Raw genomic sequence first — 17,699 nt, 5'->3', positions numbered from 1 at the left:
CTTCCTTTTCCACTACCCAAACAAAACCTGAATGGCGTTAAAACTCCACCAGTTACCATGAAGAATATATCATAAAGCACACTACACTCGCCCCATGTCCTCCATACATAATTGACGTAATTTCATTTCGTCAATTTGGCCGTACTGCACAATCTCTCCTTGCCATTCTATAACTGGAATCATGAGACCAAATCGTTCAATTAACGCATCATTCGTATAGATATCTATTTCTCTAAAATCGATGCTTGTATCTTGTTTGATCCGCTCTAGAATCACCTTTGCTTTGTCGCATAATGGACAATTACTTCTTGTGTATAAGTTCCATTCTTTTGGTAGCATTCACTATTCATCCTTTTTTTACTTATATCTTTTCCGTTTACTTGAGGATAGAATTCCAAGTTGATCACGATATTTAGCTACCGTCCTACGTGAAAGAACGAAACCATGCTCATTTTTTAGAATTTCCGCAAGTTCTTGATCAGAATGTGGTTTTTGTTTATTTTCAAGCTCTACAATTGTCTGTAATGCTTTTCTCACCTTTGTACCTGATACATCTTCTTGTTCTGTTGATTGAAGAGCAGAACTAAAGAAAGAGCGCATTTCTACCGTTCCAAATGCAGTTTGGACGTATTTGCTACGGACCGCACGACTAACGGTCGACTCATGAATGTCAAGGTCATCGGCAATCTCTTTCATCGTCATCGGTTTAAGAAAGCCCATACCACGAAAAAAATACTCAGGCTGCTTCTCTACAATTTTTTTCATAACGTGTAAGACGGTTTCTTTTCGCTGAAGAATTCCTTTAGACAGCCATTGATACTCCTGCCATTTTTCTTGTAAAAAGCGATTTACAGTCGGATCTTGATGGTCCTTCATTTTTCGTAAATAAGATTCATTCACATGAAGTTGGAGTGTATCACCTTCGTACTGACCGACCACAAGCTGTCCATCCTGATATTTAACAACAACATCTGGAACAATATAACTCGACTTCTCAGAAGAAAAAATGGCTCCAGGACGCGGATTTAATGTTTGTATATAATCAAATTCATCTTGAATTTCTTTTAATGTAACCCCAAGATTTCTCGAAATCTCTTTCCATTTTTTATCAACAAATGGCATAAAGTATGTACGAAGCAACGTTTCCGCTAACGGTCTCTCTCCAGCTTGACAGACTTGAATAAGCAGGCATTCTTGAAGGCTTCTGGCACCAATACCGTAAGGTTCAAGTTGTTGCAGAATATCCAAGGACTTTAATAGAGCGCTTTCAGAAATCCCAATTGAAACAGCCGCTTCTTCTACATTAATCCTCAAGTACCCATTTTCATCAATGTTCCGAATAAGATGGATAAACGATTTCAATTCCATTTTCTTAAAAGTAGCTGAATCAATTTGGGAGAGCAAATGGTTCTCAAGAGAAGGTGCTTCTTCACCAATTTGTTCAATCCAATTCGTAGATCTCCCTGTATTCTTCACTTGATTTCTTTTCAATGGCTTTCTTGGAATCTCATGGGATACTGTTGAAGATTCAATGGTTAACAATGGATTTTCCAGCCATTTTGTCTCTAAATATTCTAGCAATTCTTGATTCGAATACTGAAGCAACGCAATAGCCTGACTTAATTCCTGCGTCATTGTCATTTTCATAATCTGGTGTTGATAGAGTCCCGGCTTCATTTCCATACTTTCCCCTCCCCTTACCATTTTACACCACGAATTCAAAAGTGAATAGCGAAACAAGTGGAAACGCTTACTTTTTTTAAAAAAAATACTTGCTGTCCTGTTACTTAAAACACGATGAGAAATGAAGCTACTTCCTTTGAACCTACAATGCTTTCATGTCAACTCCATTGTTGTTGACTATTTTCCCATTGATCGCACCATCAAGAACAGATATCAAACTAATCACAGTTGTAGACGAGGGCACGTTTGTAGCTACCCAAATGGATTAGGGTATGCTACAAGCATTTGGTAACATAAAATTTCTAAACATGATAAGCCTATCGTGTAGTAGTTAGGATAGAATAAGCTTGCGGATGTATACTATCCCTCAAGCTTAAAAATTCAAAGCACCCATTGGTTTGAATCTAAACCTTCATAATTTCTTCACAACAAGTAGTCTCCGCACACGACCAGTTTCTTGCATGTTTCAACGTAATATCGATAAACATAGATAAAGCTGGGGAAATCCACTTGTTTTTGTGATAAGCGACTTGGGAGAAAATTTGTTTAAAGTCACCAACGCAGGGAATAACTTTTAACCTTCCTTCCTTGATTTCATCATTTACTGTCATTAACGGTAAACAAGCAATACCAAGCCCACTCATCACACAACGTTTCATCGCTTCTATACTCCAAAGCTCCATCGTGTGAGAAGGTACGATTCTCCGTTCCCCAAGGTATTCTTCAAACATCGTTCGATAACTACATTCTTTCTCATTCGTAATGATACACTCGCTTATCTTTTGATTTTCGTAGCTTTTATCTAAAATATTCAGCGAACAGTCAGGACTTCCAACAAGGACAATAGGTTCGTCCAACAACGGACGGACGATCAAATCTGAATCCTGCAACTGTGGCAACATGACAAATGCAATATCTGCACTACCATTAAGTATTGCTTTTTTGTTATCACCGCAGGTGGCATTACTTAAACTGATGCTTACATGAGGAAACTTCTTTCTATATTCACTTAATATGGGTTCTAAGCGGTATACCGTTAGAGATTCTGGAGCAGCAATCTTTAACTCCCCTCTCATATCCTCTCCATCGCTGGTAATGTTTTTGATCCTTCCATAGGTATCTAACATCTCTTGAGTATAGGGCAACAACTTCTTGCCGACATCAGTCAATCTTATCTTTCTACCCATCCGATCAAACAGAGGTGCTCCTAAATGTTCTTCAAGTGCCTGAATATGAGAAGTTACCGTGGATTGAGTGTAACCTAAATGTTCAGCTGCTTGTGTAAAGCTCCCCGTTTCAATAACTGTTTTAAACGTAACAAAATGGCGTATTTCCATCATTTCACCCACTTTTATTTTACTCGTACTTTTATTTTACTCGTACTTCTATATTATCAAGAAAATCAATGGATAACTTCAAAAATTTCAATTTTACTGATAATTATTTATGAGTTAATATTAAGAACAATAGAAAACAGGAGGATATTATTATGAAGACAACGGAGATGGTTAAGTTTTGAAACGTATACATTATAGCTGGTTTATTCTTGCCATAACATTTTGCTCCATTATTGTATCGGGAATTGTGATGTCATCATCTGGGGTTTTCATAAATCCTTTCGAAAATGAATTTGGCTGGGACCGTTCTGTTATTGCACTAGCTTTTGCAATTAGCATGTTTTTATATGGGATATCAGGTCCGTTTATGGCGGCCTTACTTAATGTGATTGGCTTAAAGAAAATGATGATAATTTCTATGGCAACTTTGCTGTCAGGTATCACACTAACATTCTTTATGAATCAATCATGGCAGATGATCATCATTTGGGGTTTGATTATTGGGCTGGGATCAAGTCTTTTTTTAACTGTATTAAGTCCATATGTGGCGAATCATTGGTTTGAGAAAAGAAGAGGCCTTGCAGTAGGGATATTAACGGCAAGTACAGCTACAGGTCAGTTAATTCTACTACCTGTCTTAGCCGCTATTATAGAAAATTATTCGTGGCGTTTTGCGATTGGGTTAATTATGACCCTCATTTTCTTTATGCTTATAATCATCTTTTTATTCATGAAAAACACACCGAAAGATGTTGGAATTCTTCCATATGGACTTGAGGAAGAAACACAAGAGAGCAATGAAAGTCAGAAGGAAAATCCTATTGTCGCAGCGTTCAACGGCTTATTTAGCGCTGTAAAAGTAAAGGAATTTTGGTTATTAGCTGGGAGCTTCTTTATTTGCGGGCTTTCAACGAGCGGATTAATTGGAACACATTTTGTTTCTTACTGTATTAGTTTTGGAGTACCTTTAGTTACAGCGGCTTCAATTCTTTCGTTTATGGGAATTTTTAATCTAGTAGGAACAACTCTATCCGGTTGGCTGTCAGATCGTTTCGATAATCGATGGCTATTATTTTGGTACTACGGTTTAAGAGGGGCTTCACTTGTATTACTTCCTTATGCATTAAATGAAGGTTCTATGACTATGTTAGTTATCTTTACTGTGTTTTATGGATTAGATTGGATTGCGACTGTTCCACCAACTATTAGCATTTCAAGACAAATTTTCGGTACAAAGAAAAGTGGAATTATTTATGGTTGGATTTTCGCATCACATCAGGCAGGTGCTGCAGCAGCGGCATATGGAGGGGGTCTAATCTATAAATTTTTCAACACTTATACTTGGGCGTTCTTCTTAGCAGGCGTTTTTTGTTTATTAGCAAGCTTATTTGTCATTATTATTAAGAAACAACGTTCAAGTCAATTAACAAAAGAAGGAATAATGAATATATAACAATTCATAGAAAGCTAAAACTGCTTTTTGCCCTCCATTATGTGTTATTCGTTACGTGGTAACCACAATTGAAAAGCACTCAACAAAAAGAGTTCCTATGTTTGTATACAGATCATACAAACATAGGAACTCTTTGATTAAATGACGCCCTCGGCAGGAATCGAACCCACATCTCAAGAACCGGAATCTTACGTGCTATCCGTTGCACCACGAGGGCATGGCATAATTTTTTCAACAAATTTCATTATAGGTCAGTTTAACGTTGTTTGCAAGAGGTATTACGTTTTAAAATGCAGAAATTTGGGTAGTATGGATAAAGTAGAAATGAACCCAGGCATCTTAGCTCCAAATAAGATACTATATATGAGCTAAAGAAACAGCTTTTTGGTTTTTGTCGAACGAAACATCTTTCTTTTGATTTGTTTTGTTTGACCTTAATTGACCATAAAGTGTATCATACATATATTAAGGATTTACTTACCAGAAATAACTTTTACTAAGAGGAGGAAATTAGCATGAATTTAATTCCTACAGTTATTGAACAAACTAGTCGCGGGGAACGTGCATATGATATTTATTCCCGCCTATTAAAAGACAGAATCATCATGCTTGGAAGCGCAATTGATGATAATGTGTCAAATTCAATTGTAGCTCAATTGTTATTCTTAGAGGCAGAAAATCCTGATAAAGATATTACATTGTACATTAATAGCCCAGGTGGAAGCATTACATCCGGAATGGCAATCTATGACACCATGCAATATATCAAACCTCAAGTTTCAACAGTTTGTATCGGAATGGCCGCGTCTATGGGCGCTTTCCTACTAGCAGCTGGTGAAAAAGGAAAACGTTTCGCTCTTCCAAACAGTGAAGTAATGATTCACCAACCATTAGGCGGTGCACAAGGTCAGGCAACTGAAATTGAAATTGCTGCTAGACGTATCTTATTCTTAAAAGATAAATTAAATCAAATTCTTTCAGAGCGTACAGGTCAATCATTAGAAGTGATTCAAAGAGATACAGATCGCGATAACTTCATGACTGCTGACCGAGCATTAGAATACGGATTAATCGACAAAGTCATCACTCGTATTGATGATGTTAAGAAAAGTCTAGATAAATAATTTAAGTGTGTCCCATAAGGGTCAGACTTCGCACTCTAAATCAGTATGTCGTGTTTCATACACGTATTTTATACTGTTTTTAGATGTTGTGATGGCTGACCCTTTTTGGGGTACACTCCTTTTTAAGTTCATACGTTCCTGTGAATTTGAATATACACACAAAAAGATGCCTAGCACATGTGATTTTGCAGTAAGAAAGGAAAGTTCTACCTTTTTACCTGGAAAACGAACATGTTTCTAAGCACCTTCATCATAACAACTTCAATAATTTCCGTTGTTTGATTGATCATTTATTACGCCTCTTGTTCAATAAATTGTTGCAGGGCAAAAATGGCTTCTTCTTCATCTCTTCCATCCACAATGAGCTGAATCATCGTTCCTGACCCAATCGCAAGACTCATCAGACCCATAATGCTTTTTGCATTTACTTTTCTTCCATCCTTTTCAAGGAATACATCTGATTTGAATCGGTTTGCTTCTTGTACAAATAAGGCAGCTGGTCTCGCTTGAAGACCTGTCTTCAGGCGGACCTCCACTTGCTTCTCAACCATATATTTTCCTCCTTCTTTATTTTTGGGCTACGAATCCTGCGCCGCCTCTCAATTTATCAGCAATTTCATCTATTTTTCGCAAGCGGTGATTGATGCCCGATTTGCTAATATTACCACCTGAAACCATTTCCCCAAGCTCTTTTAAGGTAACATCTTGATAAGCCACTCTCAGTTCCGCAATTTCACGAAGTTTGTCTGGTAAAATACTCAGACCAACTGTTTCATTAATATATCGTATATTTTCTACTTGCCTTAAAGAGGCACCAATTGTTTTGTTTAAGTTTGCCGTTTCACAGTTTACAAGACGATTCACGGAATTACGCATATCACGAACGATCCGAACATCTTCAAACCGTAATAACGCTGAGTGGGCACCAATAATATTCAAGAACTCCGCTATTTTCTCAGCTTCTTTTAAATAGGTGATATAGCCTTTTTTTCGTTCAAGAGTCTTCGCCTTGAGGTCAAATACATTCATCAATTCACAAAGTGCATCATTATGCTCTTTATAAATCGAGTAAATTTCTAAATGGTAAGACGATGTTTCCGGATTGTTGACTGAACCACCTGCTAGAAAAGCACCTCTTAAGTAAGCACGTTTACAGCACTTCTTCGCAATGAGCTCTGGTGCAATATTATGATAAAATTCAAATCCTTCACCGACAATTTTCAAGTTAGACAGTACTTCCTGTCCTCCAGAAGATAAACGAACAATGTATACATTGTTTTTCTTCAACTTCATTTTCTTACGGACTAGCAATTCCATTTGCACATCGTAGCTTTTCTTTAAAAGCGTATAGATTCTTCTAGCAATCGCTGCATTTTCTGTTTGAATATCAACTACAAGCTTTTTATTCGAAAACGAGAGCGATCCATTCATTCTAATCAGAGCACATAATTCAGCTTTGTCGCAGCAATCCTTTTCTTCTAGTGTTGTAAGTTCTTTTTTGGTTTCCGAAGCAAAAGACACGGATTCCCACCTCCAATCAGAAAAACCATCACCTGTCCTGTCCTTTTCCTACAAAAAATCTTTTACCAGACTCTAAAGGGAATCATTGAACAGGCCTAAGGCAAACATTAAAGGAAATCCTAATTTCTTATGCCCCAAGTGTTGCAGGTGTAAGGTTAGACAATAAAACTCATTATTAAAACTTAGATGAATCTTGAATTTATCCCGCTTTAACGGGCAGTAGGCCCCCCTAAAAGTTCGTGAGAAACAAAGAAAGGTAGTTTGGGGACAAACTGCCCGTAAAAGCCCGATTGGTGAGATACAGTGAAACTTACCGATGCGTGAGCAGAGGTTTAGTTGAACCAATCGGGTTCGTAGTATCGCTTTATCTACGCGGAAGCGGAGATATTAGCGATACTAGAACGGGACTAACCATCAATGGGGGACCAATGCCCTACTGATGGAAGTTTCACCTTATTTCATTTACTAACATTTGATATAGCATACGCGCTACTTTTTTTGTATCGTGCCTAATTGAGTTGCCTTCAAAATTAAAAATTTGCCCTTGAACAATCTTAACTCCAAGTCTTTCCAAACTTTCTACATCAAAAACAACCGGCTTTGCAAATTCTTCTTTATAGCGATCTTGTACATTTCGTGGGATTTCTTGATTATTTACAAGAATACAATCGATAAATGAGCAATTCATATGAGAGTAGATCGCTTGAATATGGTCACTAGCTGTATAATCTTGTGTTTCCCCTGCTTGAGTCATAAGGTTACAAATATATACTTTCTTCGCCTGTGATTGACAAACCGCTTCACCAATACCCGGTACTAATAAGTTTGGCAGAATACTTGTATATAAACTACCTGGTCCGATGACAATTAAATCAGCTTGCTTGATGGCTTGGATTGTTTCTCGGAGCGGTTTAATTTTTTCAGGGCTAAGAAACACGCGCTTGATTTTTTTACCAGAAAACGGAATCTTCGACTCACCGCTTACGATCATTCCATCGGCCATCTCAGCGTGAAGAACTACGCTTTGGTTAGCTGATGGCAAAACTTTTCCTCTTACATTCAAAACTTTGCTCATTTCCTGAACTGCATGGACAAAGTCGCCAGTAATTGAGGTCATAGCAGCTAACAATAAGTTCCCGAGCGAATGCCCCGCTAGTTCATTCTTACTTGCAAATCGATGCTGGAACATTTGTTCAACAAGTGGCTCCACATCCGATAGCGCAGCAAGAACATTCCGAATATCACCAGGGGCAGGAATATCCATTTCATCACGAATCCTACCAGAACTACCTCCATCATCCGCAACTGTAACAATCGCCGTGATATCGATTTGATAGTTCTTCAGTCCGCGAAGCAACACTGGAAGACCTGTACCTCCCCCAATGACAACTACTCTTGGCTGATCAATTTCATTTGGCATTACTCTTCTCCTTAATAATCTTCTTTATGTCACGGTGAGAAACATGAGTAACATATTCATTCCGGAAAGTGTTAGCTAGATACTCAGCAAGCGTAACGGAACGGTGCTGACCACCTGTACATCCGATCGCGATAATAAGTTGAGATTTCCCTTCCCGCTTATAATGAGGAAGCATGAACACAAGCAAATCAATCAGTTTCTCTAAAAACTTCTGTGTTTCTCCCCATTTCAATACATAGCTCGATACTTCTTCATCCAAACCCGTCTTTGGTCGCATATGCTCGATATAAAATGGATTAGGTAGAAAGCGAACATCAAAAACAAGATCCGCATCAATTGGGATACCGTGCTTAAATCCAAAAGACATGACATTGACAGTAAATATCGGTTTTTTGTTTACTGAAAACTCCGTTAAGATTTTTTCTCGTAATTCCCTCGGCTTCAAGGACGATGTCTGATAAATGATCTGCGCCCGACCCTTTAACTCTTCTAATAAGCCACGTTCCATTTGAATCCCTTCAAGTGGAAGACCTAATGGTGAAAGTGGATGCGTACGTCTTGTTTCTTTGTAGCGACGTACAAGTACTTCATCATCCGCATCAAGGAAAAGGATTTTTGGAGTTACCCAGGATGTTTCCGCTAAGTCATCTAATGCTTTAAATAAATGATCAAAGAATTCCCTCCCGCGTAAATCCATAACCAATACAACTTTATTCATTTTATTTCCAGATTCTTTCATTAATTCAAGAAACTTGGGTAATAACGTGGGAGGTAAGTTATCAACACAAAAGAAGCCTAAATCTTCAAAACTTTGAACGGCAACCGTTTTCCCAGCTCCAGACATCCCTGTAATTATGACTAATTGCGTTTCACCGATTGGTCCTGTTCCCAATGAAATCCCCCCAAAGTTTTCTATATTATTCAACCTGGATCAAGCCGATATGATAGCAACTTGAATTCAGGTGTATACGTAAAAGTGGCATAGATGATTCCGCTTCCATGAACCATATAATCCAAAATGTGGTAGTCTCCTTCAGCCATTGGCAAATCCTTCAAATCACCAATTGAAACCCAGCTTAGGTCTCCTTCTTCGCATGAATCCACGTTAATTCCGTCTGATTCTGTAGCGAAAAAAGTGAACATCATCCACTCTTCTAAAACTTTTTCGCCTTCTTTAATAATAAACGTAAAAATCCCTTTAATTGCCGGGTTTTTTAAATATACGCCTGTTTCTTCCCGATATTCCCGAATACAGGCATCGCGAACAGATTCACCAGGTTCCATTTTGCCCCCAGGAGCAACCCACCAACCTCTTCTCGGTTTTTTTAAAAGAAGTGTTTTATTGTCCCTTACTAACACACAATTTGTGACACGTTGCACGTCCTTCACCTCAATCGACTCTAATCCAGCATTTGACTGTTATACATAAATTTATAAATGGAAATATATCAACTCTTCGCTATGTAGAGCTACACACAGCAAAAGAAATTATTTAGACAATATATTTGTTTAACTTCTATTATACTATTTTTAGATACGGGCTACAATGAACAAGAATCAGGAAATTGTCTTCAATCCTTATCCTAGACAAAAAAAAGACACAGACGTAAACATCTGTGCCATCCACTAGTTAATATTTTATAAAAGGGGGTCAATTACTACCCTTACTATACCTAAAAGATGTTGCGCCCATGTTACAACATGATTAAAACAGAATTACGAATTGTAAAAAATTCATGACTTTACTTTTAGCTTTTCATTTAGAACTTCTATATAATGTTGGGCACTTTGAGCGGCAATGCTACCATCACCTGTAGCAGTAACAATTTGACGTAGCGTTTTTTCACGAATATCCCCGGCTGCAAAGATGCCAGGTACTTTCGTTTCCATCGTATCGTCTGTCAAAATATATCCGCCTTCATTTGTAATACCTAGGTTTTCGAAAGGCTTAGATAGAGGATTCATGCCGATATAAACAAACACACCATCCGCATTTAATTCCTGTTCCTCTCCATTCACAGTCGATACGAGCGTTAAACTGCCTACTTTCCCATCTTTCTCATGAATTTCTTTCAAGGTGTGGTTCCATATGAAATTAACCTTTTCATTAGCAAACGCACGATCTTGAAGAATTTTCTGAGCACGAAGTTCCTCGCGGCGGTGTACAATCGTAACCTTGGAAGCAAAACGAGTTAAATAAACGCCTTCTTCAACCGCAGAATCGCCCCCACCAATAACGAATAATTCTTTTTCTTTAAAGAATGCACCATCGCAGACCGCACAATATGAAACCCCGCGTCCGCCTAATTCTTTCTCACCTGGTACGCCAATTTTCTTATATTCTGCACCTGATGATAGAATGATTGCTTTTGCTTTATATTCCTTTGAGCCAGCGAGTACGGTTTTGTACTCTTCGCCATCGATGATTTCTTTCACATCACCATAGGCATACTCGGCTCCAAATTTCTTGGCATGATCGAACATCTTTGTTGAAAGTTCCGGTCCTAAGATCGTCTCGAACCCTGGATAATTTTCCACTTCTTCCGTATTAGCCATTTGACCACCTGGTATTCCACGTTCAATCATTAATGTTTGCAAATTCGCACGAGAGGTATAAACAGCCGCAGTCATTCCAGCCGGTCCAGCACCGATAATAATTACATCATATATTTTTTCCTCAGTCATAGTATTCACTCCCGATTATCATTACATTTAATATCCCCTATATACTACATCCTATATAACAAATAAAAATACGTCCAAATTTATGCTCACTGAAGCAAGCTATTTACTAATTTAACGTATTTTCCAAGAGTAGAAACTGAAATAAAATGTTTAGCGGCAATTTCCTGCTGACTTTTCTTTTCATTACGCAATCTATACCAAGAATATTCAACGGCTGCAGCCCAACCTGTTGGATTCACAAGTTTAATTTCATTCTTCATTGCTTCTACAAACACCGAAAACCAGGTTAAATATAGGCCTGCCTCCATTAGCTGAATGGGGTGGAAGTGCGCATACAAAATTTCAGCCGTTTGATCGGCAAATTCAATTGCTGAGTTCTCTCGATTCAACTTTTGCATTTCAACTAGTTCCAGGTATTCTTTTTCAAAATCCGTAAGAAGCGGGTTATTACAGAGAGCTGGATGTTTTAGAATATGATCCTTTTTAATCGAATGCTTGGTTAAAAAAAGAGCAAAGATTCGTTCCTCTAAATAATCACTTTCGAAGCGTTTCAAGATCGAAGGCAAATGATCCTCAAACCCATGAAGTGATGCATTCATATCTCCCCATGGCTCAAGTCCTTCTTTTTCAGGGTTTAATTCTAATACCTTTTTCCAGGCCTTCTCAGCAGTTTGCTCATTACCTATTTGATAGGCAGACACAGCTAACCAATAATAAAAGGTATCATCCCCTTCGTGTCCTTGCTTTTGGAGCTGCTTCAACCATTTATACGCCAGATTATATCGCCCAACCAAAGCAAATGTAGAACCTAGTTTAATACGGTGCTCCATTAAAATAGGGCGGACCTTTTCCAAAGTCTTGACCAGTGCATTTATCTTATCTTCACTTTGCTGATAATGATGGAAAACTAATAGATTACATAGTGCATGTAAATTTCCTGGGCTTTTTTCCAGTACTTCCTCTAACGTTTCAAACGCTTTGTCAATTTCTCCAAGATAAAAATAAGCGAGTGCTAAATTATTATACGCAGACCAATATTCTGTGTATTCTTTAATGGTTTCCTTTAACACTTCAACCGCTTTTTCGAAGTTACCTGCTTCTAAACATTCACGAGCCTTTTCTTGTTGGTAAATCAAGCCATCTTGATGAATCAAACTTTCTTCTGTTTCATCAGATTCAAATGTAATTAAATCGAGAAGATCTTCCGCGTCTTCTGTGAACTCTCCATCTTCTTCTTTATCCAAATAAGCACTCGCATGGCGATACGCTTCCTTAAACATTCCAAGATGGGCATAATTATTCGCTAGAAAATAGTGGCATTCTGTCATACATGGGTCCATGTCATTAAGAATGCTTTCAAGTAGATTATTTGAATAACTATATTCACCAATTTCTGTACAAGTAACTGCTAGCTGACATGCAATCATCGGTTCTGTTGGTTCCAATTCAAAAGCACGGATAAGAAATTTTTTTGCATTATATAAATCACGTCTGTGATAAGCTTTTAAACCTTTTGTAAAGTAATATTCTCCCGTCGGATGAAAGGAGAAAACTTTAGCTTGTTTATTCATTTTAGATTCTTTACCCATGGAATCCTCCATCTAGTAGTTGTTTAACCTACGTATTATAACATATTGGAAGAACCTTGGCATCTCGTTGCAATAGCAAACAACATTACCTAAAATAGAAATGATTGTTCTATGATTTTGTTGGCTAGACATGAAAATGAGAAAAGTATCTAATACCTTTCTCATTTTTCGTTCATTCTTTTTTAGCATGTCTTTGCTGTAATACAGCTAATACATCTGCAAATGGCAGTTCCTGTTCTTGCAGTAAGACGAACAAATGATACAGCAGGTCAGCGGATTCAAGCGAAAGTTCATCGTGGTCTCGATTCTTTGCGGCAATAATAACTTCAGCTGCTTCTTCGCCGACTTTTTTCAAAATTTTATCGACGCCTTTTTCGAATAAATAGGTTGTATATGAACCTTCTGGCATTGTTTCTTTTCTCGTTGCAATCAGTTTTTCTAATTGTAATAAGAAGTTCGCATCAGGTTTTGCTTGGAAATTTGTGTTTCTGTTTTCAAATAATGTTTCAGTAAAACAACTTGTCGTACCGGTATGACAAGCTGGACCAGACGGATTCACTTTAACAATCAGCGCATCTTGGTCACAATCGTATTTTATTTCGGTAATGGTTTGTATATTTCCACTTGTTTCTCCTTTATGCCATAGCTCATTACGCGTGCGGCTAAAGAACCAAGTTTCACCCTTTTCCATGGAGAGTTGCAATGACTCTTCATTCATATACGCTAGGGTCAACACTTCTCCTGTTACGGCATCCTGAACGATAGCGGGGATCAAGCCTTTTTCATCAAATTTTATCTGCTGTTTCATCTAACAACAACACCCTTCTGTTTTAAAAAGCTTTTCACTTCTTTAACGGACGTTTCTTTATAATGAAAAATCGAGGCTGCAAGCGCTGCATCTGCTTTTCCTGTTGTAAAGACTTCTTCAAAATGAGCGGCACTCCCTGCTCCTCCAGACGCAATAACTGGAACGGAAACTGACTCGCTCACCGCTTTTGTCAAAGCAAGATTAAAGCCTTGTTTTTCACCATCATTATCCATACTAGTGAGAAGGATTTCCCCAGCGCCTCGGTTTACCGCTTCTTTTACCCAAGCAATGACTTCCCAATCTGTCGCTCGTCTGCCTCCATGTGTATAGACACGCCAAGAACCGAGCGTTTCGTCCCAACGCGCATCAACAGCGACTACGATACATTGTGAACCGAAGTAATCTGCTCCTTCTGTAATTAATTCCGGACGTAGGACGGCCGATGTGTTTAGTGACACTTTATCCGCTCCTGCCCGAAGAATTCGTTTCATATCTTCTAAAGAATTAATGCCGCCGCCAACAGTAAATGGGATAGCCAGACTTCCAGCAACAGCCCTTACCACATCAACCATTGTTTCCCGTCCTTCATGTGAAGCAGAAATATCAAGGAATACTAGTTCGTCGGCTCCTTCTTGGTCATAGAACGCAGCAAGTTCGACCGGATCTCCTGCATCTCGTAAAGATACGAACTGAACGCCTTTCACCACTCTGCCTTCTTTCACGTCCAGACACGGAATAATACGTTTAGTCAGCATTTAATCTCCCACCTTTTCTAATGCTTCCTTGACTGTGAATCGATTTGTATAGATCGCTTTGCCAACAATAGCTCCAATAACCCCATGAGCTTGATATTCCTTTAATGTGATAAGGTCTTGTAGGCTGCTTATACCACCCGAAGCAATAACGCCTTTACCAGTTGCTTCTGCCATTGCAACAATTCCTTCCACATTTGGACCAGAAAGCATGCCATCTGTTGCAATGTCTGTAACGATAAACACTTCTGCCCCGCAATCGGCTAAAGCCTTGCCGAGGTCGATCGCTGTTGTTTCTGATGTTTGGAGCCAGCCGTGCGTTGCGACTTTACCGTCTTTTGCATCGATGCCGATTGCAATATGCTTGCCATATTTACTAAGCATAGCTTTGGTGAATTCCGGGTCAGAAACAGCTGCACTACCGAGGATGACTCGTTCAACTCCACCTTCGAGATAGTGGACTACGTCTGCTTCAGTCCTGATTCCACCACCAATTTGTATGCTAGCTCCGAGCTTTTGCGCTGCTTGAATCACATATGAATCATTGATTCTACTCCCTGCCTTTGCTCCATCGAGATCAACCATATGTATCCATTCTGCTCCTTGATCGGCGAAGCTTTTTGCCATGTCAAACGGAGAATCGCCATACACGGTTTCTTGATTGTAATCACCTTGAATTAAACGGACACATTTCCCACCGCGCATATCAATGGCAGGGTAAATTGTGAAATTAGACATATTATTGCCTCCCCTTCACTAGTGACAAGTAATTTTTTAATAGGGACATCCCCATCGAACCGCTTTTTTCCGGGTGAAACTGCATACCGAAAACATTATCCTTCGCGACGATCGCCGGCACGTCCACATCATATTTAGCAGATGCAGCCACTACCTCCGTTTCATTTGTCACCACGAAGTATGAATGAACGAAATATACATAATCCTCTTCAAGTCCTTTTAAAAGAGGAGAATGATTGTAAAAAGTTAGCTTGTTCCAGCCCATATGCGGAACTTTATAAGCATTATTTTTCGAATCTCTACCAGAAAACCGTACGACTTTACCTGGTAGAAGTGACAGACCCTTTGCAGGTCCATTTTCTTCACTTTCCTCGAATAGTAATTGCATTCCTAGACAAATTCCTAATAAAAATCCACCGTTATCTACGTGATTTTTTAGAAAAGTAGCTAATTTCTTACGCTCGAGTAACATCATTGCATCCCTGAACGAACCAACTCCTGGTAAAATGATTCCATCGGCTTTTGCCAGTTCGGCAGGATCATCTGAAATAATAAACTCTGTTTGTAACCGTTCGAGTGCTTTACTAACACTGAACAAATTCCCCATGCCGTAATCGACAATGCCAATCATTTATAACAACCCTTTCGTTGATGGAATGCCTTTAACACGTGGATCGATTGTCGTTGCTTCATCAAGAGCTCTACCGAGGGCTTTGAATATCGCCTCGATGATATGGTGCGTATTTTGACCGTAATGAACAATTACGTGCAGATTCATACGAGCTTCAAGTGCCAATTTCCAAAGAAACTCATGAACAAGCTCGGTATCAAATGTGCCAACCTTCTGTGATGGAAACTCGGCACGAAATTCTAGATGCGGACGGTTGCTAAGATCAACAACAACCTGCGCCAGCGCCTCATCCATAGGCACAAATGCATTTCCGTAACGTTTAATTCCACGCTTGTCACCTAGGGCTTCAATCAACGCTTGGCCAAGACAGATCCCAATATCCTCTGTCGTATGATGATCATCTACCTCAATATCTCCCTGTGCATCAACCGTCAAATCAAAATGACCGTGCTTCGTAAATAAATCCAACATATGTGTCATAAATGGCACACCTGTTTCAATTCGAGATATTCCCTCACCATCCACCGTAAACGCAAGCTTCACATCCGTCTCACCAGTCTTCCTCACAACACTACCAACACGCTCCATACGAACCTCCTCCTAGGGGTCAGACCCCATTTCCCAAATTTATTTTCCTTGTATAAACCTTGATAGATTAACGCTTTAAGTGATTCATTTAGGGGTCAGACCCTATTTCCCACGTGATTCCACAGCTCTGGCATGGGCTTCGAGGCCTTCAAGTCGTGCGAAGGCTGCAATTTTTTCTGCATTTTTCCTAAAGGCCGTTTGACTGTACATGATGATGCTTGATTTTTTCTGAAAATCATCCACATTTAACGGACTTGAAAAACGGGCAGTGCCATTTGTCGGAAGTACATGGTTTGGTCCAGCAAAGTAGTCACCGACTGGCTCCGTACTGTATCTTCCTAAGAAAATAGCGCCAGCATGGCGTACTTGAGCCATTACTTCAAGTGGATCTTTCGTGATAATTTCAAGATGCTCTGGTGCTAGTGTATTAACCGCTTGAATGGCCTGATTCATATCCTCGCACACAATAATCTTCCCATAATCCCGAATAGACGCTGCAGCAATCTCTCGTCTCGGAAGCATCGCCAACTGCTTTTCTACTTCTTTTGCTACCTCATTAGCTAAGGTCTCATCTATAGTGACCAACACGCTGCAAGCTCTCGGATCATGCTCTGCTTGTGACAGTAAATCTGCTGCTACTTCTGCGGCAATGGCTGTTTCATCAGCGAGGACTGCAATCTCACTTGGTCCAGCAATCATATCGATCGCTACATCTCCAAACACTTCTCTCTTTGCTAACGCTACGTAGATATTTCCTGGTCCAACAATTTTATCGACCTTTGCTATTGTTTCCGTGCCATATGCAAGTGCCGCAACTGCTTGCGCTCCACCAATTCGGTAGATTTCTGTAACACCAGCAATTTTTGCAGCTGCCAAAACCGAATTTGACAGTTTACCATCCTTGCCTGGAGGAGACACCATTACGATGCGTTCGACACCAGCTACCTTTGCTGGAATCACATTCATCAATACCGATGACGGATACGCAGCAGTTCCCCCTGGTACGTACACACCGACTGCATCAATTGCAGTTAGTTTTTGTCCAAGCATTGTTCCTGATTCATCTGTAGAAATCCACGAATTTTTTAACTGCTTTTCATGAAAGGAACGAATATTTACCGCTGCTTCTTCAATGATCGATCTCTCATAAGCGCTTAGTTCATTTGCCGCTCCATCTATTTCCTCGATTGAAACGGCAAATTGTTCAAGCTTTACTCGGTCAAATTGCTCTGTATAGCGAGCAACCGCTTCATCTCCAGATTTTCTAACTTCATAGATGATCTCTTGTACCGCCTTACGTTGGTCAGCCGTTCCTGAATCTACCGAACGCTTTAATGAGGTCCCTTCTGTAAAACGCTCTATCTTCATCA

At 39.4% G+C, this 17,699-nt stretch carries 18 protein-coding genes and 1 tRNA gene; 2 read left to right on the top strand and 17 right to left on the bottom strand.

The features are described 5' to 3' along the window. Positions 1 to 81 precede the first annotated feature (81 nt). The 3 genes from V179_RS0123285 to V179_RS28585 form a co-directional block, all read right to left on the bottom strand. Positions 82 to 339, bottom strand: coding sequence for a glutaredoxin family protein (locus tag V179_RS0123285; protein ID WP_028393602.1), 258 nt, complete (start codon positions 337 to 339; stop codon positions 82 to 84). An 18-nt stretch (positions 340 to 357) separates the two neighbouring features. Then, positions 358 to 1,683 carry an RNA polymerase factor sigma-54 gene (rpoN, locus tag V179_RS0123280; RefSeq protein ID WP_028393601.1) on the bottom strand — a complete coding sequence of 442 codons (1,326 nt, stop codon included), beginning with the start codon at positions 1,681 to 1,683 and terminating at the stop codon, positions 358 to 360. A 404-nt stretch (positions 1,684 to 2,087) separates the two neighbouring features. Continuing rightward, positions 2,088 to 3,020: a LysR family transcriptional regulator gene (locus V179_RS28585; RefSeq protein WP_034302354.1), complete on the bottom strand. Its 933-nt coding sequence runs from the start codon at positions 3,018 to 3,020 to the stop codon at positions 2,088 to 2,090. A gap of 178 nt (positions 3,021 to 3,198) precedes the next feature. Between V179_RS28585 and V179_RS0123270 the strand changes: the two genes are divergently transcribed. Further along, positions 3,199 to 4,473 carry an MFS transporter gene (locus V179_RS0123270; RefSeq protein WP_028393600.1) on the top strand — a complete coding sequence of 425 codons (1,275 nt, stop codon included), beginning with the start codon at positions 3,199 to 3,201 and terminating at the stop codon, positions 4,471 to 4,473. Between the two features lie 145 nt (positions 4,474 to 4,618). On the opposite strand, the gene V179_RS0123265 is transcribed toward V179_RS0123270, so the two are convergent. Then, positions 4,619 to 4,690, bottom strand: a tRNA-Arg gene (locus V179_RS0123265). 298 nt (positions 4,691 to 4,988) lie between these two features. Here V179_RS0123265 and clpP point away from each other — a divergent pair. After that, positions 4,989 to 5,597, top strand: coding sequence for an ATP-dependent Clp endopeptidase proteolytic subunit ClpP (gene clpP / locus V179_RS0123255; RefSeq protein ID WP_028393598.1), 609 nt, complete (start codon positions 4,989 to 4,991; stop codon positions 5,595 to 5,597). A 293-nt stretch (positions 5,598 to 5,890) separates the two neighbouring features. Here the strand turns inward: clpP and V179_RS0123245 are convergent, their stop codons facing one another. From V179_RS0123245 to hisD, 13 genes are all read right to left on the bottom strand, one after another. Then, positions 5,891 to 6,148, bottom strand: coding sequence for an HPr family phosphocarrier protein (locus tag V179_RS0123245; RefSeq protein WP_028393597.1), 258 nt, complete (start codon positions 6,146 to 6,148; stop codon positions 5,891 to 5,893). A 16-nt stretch (positions 6,149 to 6,164) separates the two neighbouring features. After that, a complete protein-coding gene (gene whiA, locus V179_RS0123240; protein ID WP_028393596.1) occupies positions 6,165 to 7,118 on the bottom strand; it encodes a DNA-binding protein WhiA in 954 nt (317 codons plus the stop codon). Between the two features lie 448 nt (positions 7,119 to 7,566). Next, on the bottom strand, positions 7,567 to 8,538 hold the full coding sequence (locus tag V179_RS0123235) for a gluconeogenesis factor YvcK family protein (protein ID WP_028393595.1): 972 nt from the start codon (positions 8,536 to 8,538) through the stop codon (positions 7,567 to 7,569). Then, positions 8,528 to 9,430 (bottom strand): RNase adapter RapZ, encoded by a 903-nt coding sequence (rapZ, locus tag V179_RS0123230; protein WP_028393594.1) that lies wholly within the window; start codon positions 9,428 to 9,430, stop codon positions 8,528 to 8,530. Before rapZ ends, V179_RS0123235 begins: the two co-directional genes overlap by 11 nt. Before the next feature lie 29 nt (positions 9,431 to 9,459). After that, positions 9,460 to 9,918 carry an NUDIX hydrolase gene (locus tag V179_RS0123225; protein ID WP_028393593.1) on the bottom strand — a complete coding sequence of 153 codons (459 nt, stop codon included), beginning with the start codon at positions 9,916 to 9,918 and terminating at the stop codon, positions 9,460 to 9,462. Between the two features lie 354 nt (positions 9,919 to 10,272). Then, positions 10,273 to 11,223, bottom strand: a complete 951-nt coding sequence (gene trxB / locus V179_RS0123220; protein ID WP_028393592.1) for a thioredoxin-disulfide reductase — start codon at positions 11,221 to 11,223, stop codon at positions 10,273 to 10,275. Between the two features lie 86 nt (positions 11,224 to 11,309). Then, on the bottom strand, positions 11,310 to 12,812 hold the full coding sequence (locus V179_RS0123215) for a tetratricopeptide repeat protein (RefSeq protein WP_028393591.1): 1,503 nt from the start codon (positions 12,810 to 12,812) through the stop codon (positions 11,310 to 11,312). A gap of 172 nt (positions 12,813 to 12,984) precedes the next feature. After that, the gene (gene hisIE, locus V179_RS0123210) at positions 12,985 to 13,620 is read right to left on the bottom strand and encodes a bifunctional phosphoribosyl-AMP cyclohydrolase/phosphoribosyl-ATP diphosphatase HisIE (protein ID WP_028393590.1); all 636 of its coding nucleotides are present in this window, start codon (positions 13,618 to 13,620) and stop codon (positions 12,985 to 12,987) included. Next, the gene (gene hisF / locus V179_RS0123205; protein WP_028393589.1) at positions 13,617 to 14,375 is read right to left on the bottom strand and encodes an imidazole glycerol phosphate synthase subunit HisF; all 759 of its coding nucleotides are present in this window, start codon (positions 14,373 to 14,375) and stop codon (positions 13,617 to 13,619) included. The genes hisIE and hisF overlap by 4 nt, the downstream gene beginning before the upstream one ends. Further along, positions 14,376 to 15,110 (bottom strand): 1-(5-phosphoribosyl)-5-[(5-phosphoribosylamino)methylideneamino]imidazole-4-carboxamide isomerase, encoded by a 735-nt coding sequence (gene hisA, locus V179_RS0123200; RefSeq protein WP_028393588.1) that lies wholly within the window; start codon positions 15,108 to 15,110, stop codon positions 14,376 to 14,378. Between the two features lies 1 nt (position 15,111). Then, positions 15,112 to 15,741, bottom strand: coding sequence for an imidazole glycerol phosphate synthase subunit HisH (hisH, locus tag V179_RS0123195; RefSeq protein ID WP_028393587.1), 630 nt, complete (start codon positions 15,739 to 15,741; stop codon positions 15,112 to 15,114). Continuing rightward, entirely contained in the window at positions 15,742 to 16,329 is a 588-nt protein-coding gene (gene hisB / locus V179_RS0123190; protein WP_028393586.1) for an imidazoleglycerol-phosphate dehydratase HisB, read from the bottom strand. A gap of 102 nt (positions 16,330 to 16,431) precedes the next feature. Then, positions 16,432 to 17,697 carry a histidinol dehydrogenase gene (gene hisD / locus V179_RS0123185; protein ID WP_028393585.1) on the bottom strand — a complete coding sequence of 422 codons (1,266 nt, stop codon included), beginning with the start codon at positions 17,695 to 17,697 and terminating at the stop codon, positions 16,432 to 16,434. Positions 17,698 to 17,699 lie beyond the last annotated feature (2 nt).

The organism is Bacillus cihuensis (assembly GCF_000504145.1).
Taxonomy (GTDB): domain Bacteria; phylum Bacillota; class Bacilli; order Bacillales; family DSM-1321; genus Peribacillus; species Peribacillus huizhouensis.
This window is presented reverse-complemented; position numbering and strand designations above follow the sequence as displayed.